Consider the following 3,043-nt stretch of genomic DNA (forward strand, 5'->3'; position numbering starts at 1 on the left):
TGACGGGTTTGGTTTCGCCCTTCGCCGTGGTTTTGCCACCGCCGAACGACTCGCGCAGCCGGCGCGCGACCGGAGCCTCAACGGTCGAGGACGGGGACTTGACGAACTCGCCCTGCTCGCTCAGCCGGGCGAGGACTTCCTTGCTGGTGACACCGAGTTCCTTGGCCAACTCGTGTACGCGGGCCTTTGCCACTACATCTCCTGTCATGAGGCGACAGCGGTGGTGGGCCGCGCCTCGGGTTTAGCTATGACACATGGTCATCGGGACTTCACGGTGTGCTCATGTTCGTCGATACCTGTTCTGTCGCCTGGCGACGAGACGTCCAACTGCCGAACGTGCTCGACCACCCGGGTGGTGTCCGGTGAACCGGTGATCCGGAGCGCTCGTGCGAACGCCCGCCGCCGAATCGCCTGGTGCAGGCAGTCCGGGTCGGGATGCAGCCAGGCACCCCGCCCCGGGAGGTTGCCCGCCGTGTCGACGGTCGCGGCGTAACCGCCGTTCCCGCTGGACACGGCCACCACTCGGAGCAATTCGGCGGCCAACTCCCGCTTCCGACAACCGACGCACGTCCGCACCGGACCTTCGGTGCCTCGATGCGCCGACCTGGAAGTCTTGCGCTGGATCACGGCTCAGTCTACCCATATCTGGCCCGTGCTCCGAACCACGGCGGGTCGGAGCCGTCCGGTGACCCGTTACGCCGTCGGTTTGACCACCCGGCCGCGGGAGTCGGGCCGGCCAGCGGCATCGAAGTCGGCGACGCACGGCTCACGGCTCGCCGCCCACCTCCAGCTCACCGACGCCGGGCAGCTTCGGCCGCGGTTCGGCCGGCGCCGGACGGTCCAGGTAGAACAGCGCGGTGGAGGCGATGTCGTCGCTGAGCTGGCGGTAGCGGTGCCCGGACATCCAGCCCAGCGCCTGGACCTCCACCCGCAGGTCGGCCTGGAAATGGATCGGGTCGGCCAGGTGCCAGCGGTACATGCCGAACCGCTGCTGGCTGCGGTACAGCCCGTCCGGGCGCAGGATCTGGTGCAGGCCGAGGAACGGCGTGCAGAAGGCGGTGTAGCCCTGGCCGGGCACGTCGAAGTTCCAGGCACCGCCGAAGTAGTCCTCGGTGCCGGTGCCGCAGATGGTCGGGTGCTTCCGGTCGCCGTCCAGGTAGAACTTCACCTCGCCCTCCCCCCACCAGCCGGGGCTGTTCACCCCCCAGGCCAGGTAACTGCCGACGTACTTGCCGGCCCCGGTCACCCGGTCGACGATCGGGTGCAGCTCGCCGGCGGTCAACGGGTTGCTGCGGTGGAACTGGCAGTGCAGGTAGCCCAGATCGGTGCTGCCGCCCGCGCCGAGGGCCTCGTCGCCCACCTCGTAGCTGACCTGGTAGTAGACGGTGGCGGTGCGCGGCGCGAGATTCTCGCACGTGAGCCGGGCCCGTCTGGGCACCGGCATCGGCCAGTAGCTGTTGAAGCCGCCGTGCGGGTTGGCCGCCACCGGCACCGACGACAGCTGGGCGAACTGGCCCCAGCCCTGGCCGAAGAAGTCGCCGAGCGGCACCTCGATGGCGGGTTTGCGGGCGCCGTCCCAGTAGGCGCGCAGGATCAGGCTGCGCCAGTGGCTTCGGTGGGTGGTCAGCCAGATGTGGGTGATCAGCGCGGGCCCGTCGATGGCGGCCAGCTCGTGGGTGCTGTGCGCGGCGATGTCGACGCTGGGGGAGATCTTCCAGCCCGGGCCCAGGTCGGCCGCGCACGCCGCGCCGGTGCCCTCGGTGGCCCGGGCGCCGCCGCCCTTGGCGCCGGTGAAGTTCTCCGGGCTGATCGAGCGCGACTGCGCGCCGGACAACCGGGCCAGGGACCGTAGGTCGATCATGCTGTGCCGTTCAGCTCTCCCGGGCCGCGCCGTGCGGCGCTTCCCGCTCGGCCGGCTCGGCCGGCTCGGCGGCGGCGTCACTGCGGATGTCGATCCGCCAGCCGGTGAGCCGGGCCGCCAGCCGGGCGTTCTGGCCCTCCTTGCCGATGGCCAGGGAGAGCTGGAAATCGGGGACCACCACCCGGGCGGCGCGGGTGGCCTGGTCGATCACCGACACCGAGACCACCTTCGCCGGCGAGAGCGCGTTGGCAACGAACCGGACCGGGTCCTCGTCGTGGTCGATGATGTCGATCTTCTCCCCGGCCAGCTCGCTCATCACGTTGCGGACCCGCTGGCCCATCGGGCCGATGCAGGCGCCCTTGGCATTCAGGCCGGACACCCGGGACGCGACCGCGATCTTGGAGCGGTGGCCGGCCTCCCGGGCGACCGCGACGATCTCCACCGATCCGTCGGCGATCTCGGGTACCTCCAGCGCGAAGAGTTTGCGGACCAGGTTGGGATGGGTGCGGGAGAGCTCGATCCGCGGCTCACGCAGCCCGCGGGTGACCCCGATGACGTAGCAGCGCAACCGATCCCCGTGCTCGTAGGCTTCACCCGGGGCCTGCTCTGCCTGCCGGATTACCCCGTCGAAACCTTTCGCTTCGGTGCCCAGCCGCACCACCACCACACCGCGGGCGTTCTCCCGCGCGTCGCGCTGCACCACCCCGGCGACGATGTCGCCCTCGCGGGCGGAGAACTCCCCGTAGGCCTTCTCGTTCTCGGCGTCGCGGAGCCGCTGCAGGATCACCTGGCGCGCGGTGGTCGCCGCGATCCGCCCGAAACCCTCCGGTGTGTCGTCCCATTCGCTGAGCAGATTGCCGTGGTCGTCGGTCTCCCGAGCCATCACCGAGACGGCGCCGGTCTTACGGTCGATCTCGATCCGGGCGTCGTTCTCGTGGCCTTCGGTGTGCCGATACGCGGTGAGCAGCGCCGACTTGATGGTCTCGATCACCACGTCGACCGAGACGCCCTTGTCCGCCTCGATCGCATGCAAGGCGGCCATGTCAATGTTCATTCTGCAGCCCCCCTCGGTCAGCCCCGGCCCGCGCCAGCTCCAGCTCACGTTCGGGCGGAGGCGAAAACTCCACTTGCACAATCGCTTTGGCGATCTCCGCGATCGACAAGTGGCGCAGCGCCCAGTCG

At 69.9% G+C, this 3,043-nt stretch carries 4 protein-coding genes; all 4 read right to left on the minus strand.

The genetic code is table 11. From position 1 onward, the window contains the following. Positions 1-208, minus strand: a 208-nt coding sequence (locus AC2VNT_RS10845; RefSeq protein WP_486946858.1) for a translation initiation factor IF-2 N-terminal domain-containing protein, incomplete at its 3' end; no start/stop codon positions are given. A gap of 50 nt (positions 209-258) precedes the next feature. Next, positions 259-627, minus strand: coding sequence for a YlxR family protein (locus AC2VNT_RS10850; protein WP_486946859.1), 369 nt, complete (start codon positions 625-627; stop codon positions 259-261). A 139-nt stretch (positions 628-766) separates the two neighbouring features. Further along, on the minus strand, positions 767-1,861 hold the full coding sequence (locus AC2VNT_RS10855) for a glycoside hydrolase family 172 protein (RefSeq protein ID WP_486946860.1): 1,095 nt from the start codon (positions 1,859-1,861) through the stop codon (positions 767-769). Positions 1,862-1,871: 10 nt separating this feature from the next. After that, positions 1,872-2,915, minus strand: coding sequence for a transcription termination factor NusA (gene nusA, locus AC2VNT_RS10860; RefSeq protein WP_486946861.1), 1,044 nt, complete (start codon positions 2,913-2,915; stop codon positions 1,872-1,874). Between the last annotated feature and the right edge of the window lie 128 nt (positions 2,916-3,043).

It is taken from the genome of Mycobacterium sp. TH-M15 (assembly GCF_057473705.1).

What these genes read in the sequence shown, in the direction of transcription:
- AC2VNT_RS10855 (WP_486946860.1), bottom strand. Translation starts at nt 1,861, where the DNA reads ATGATCGACCTACGGTCCCTGGCCCGGTTGTCCGGCGCGCAGTCGCGC.
- nusA (WP_486946861.1), bottom strand. Translation starts at nt 2,915, where the DNA reads ATGAACATTGACATGGCCGCCTTGCATGCGATCGAGGCGGACAAGGGC.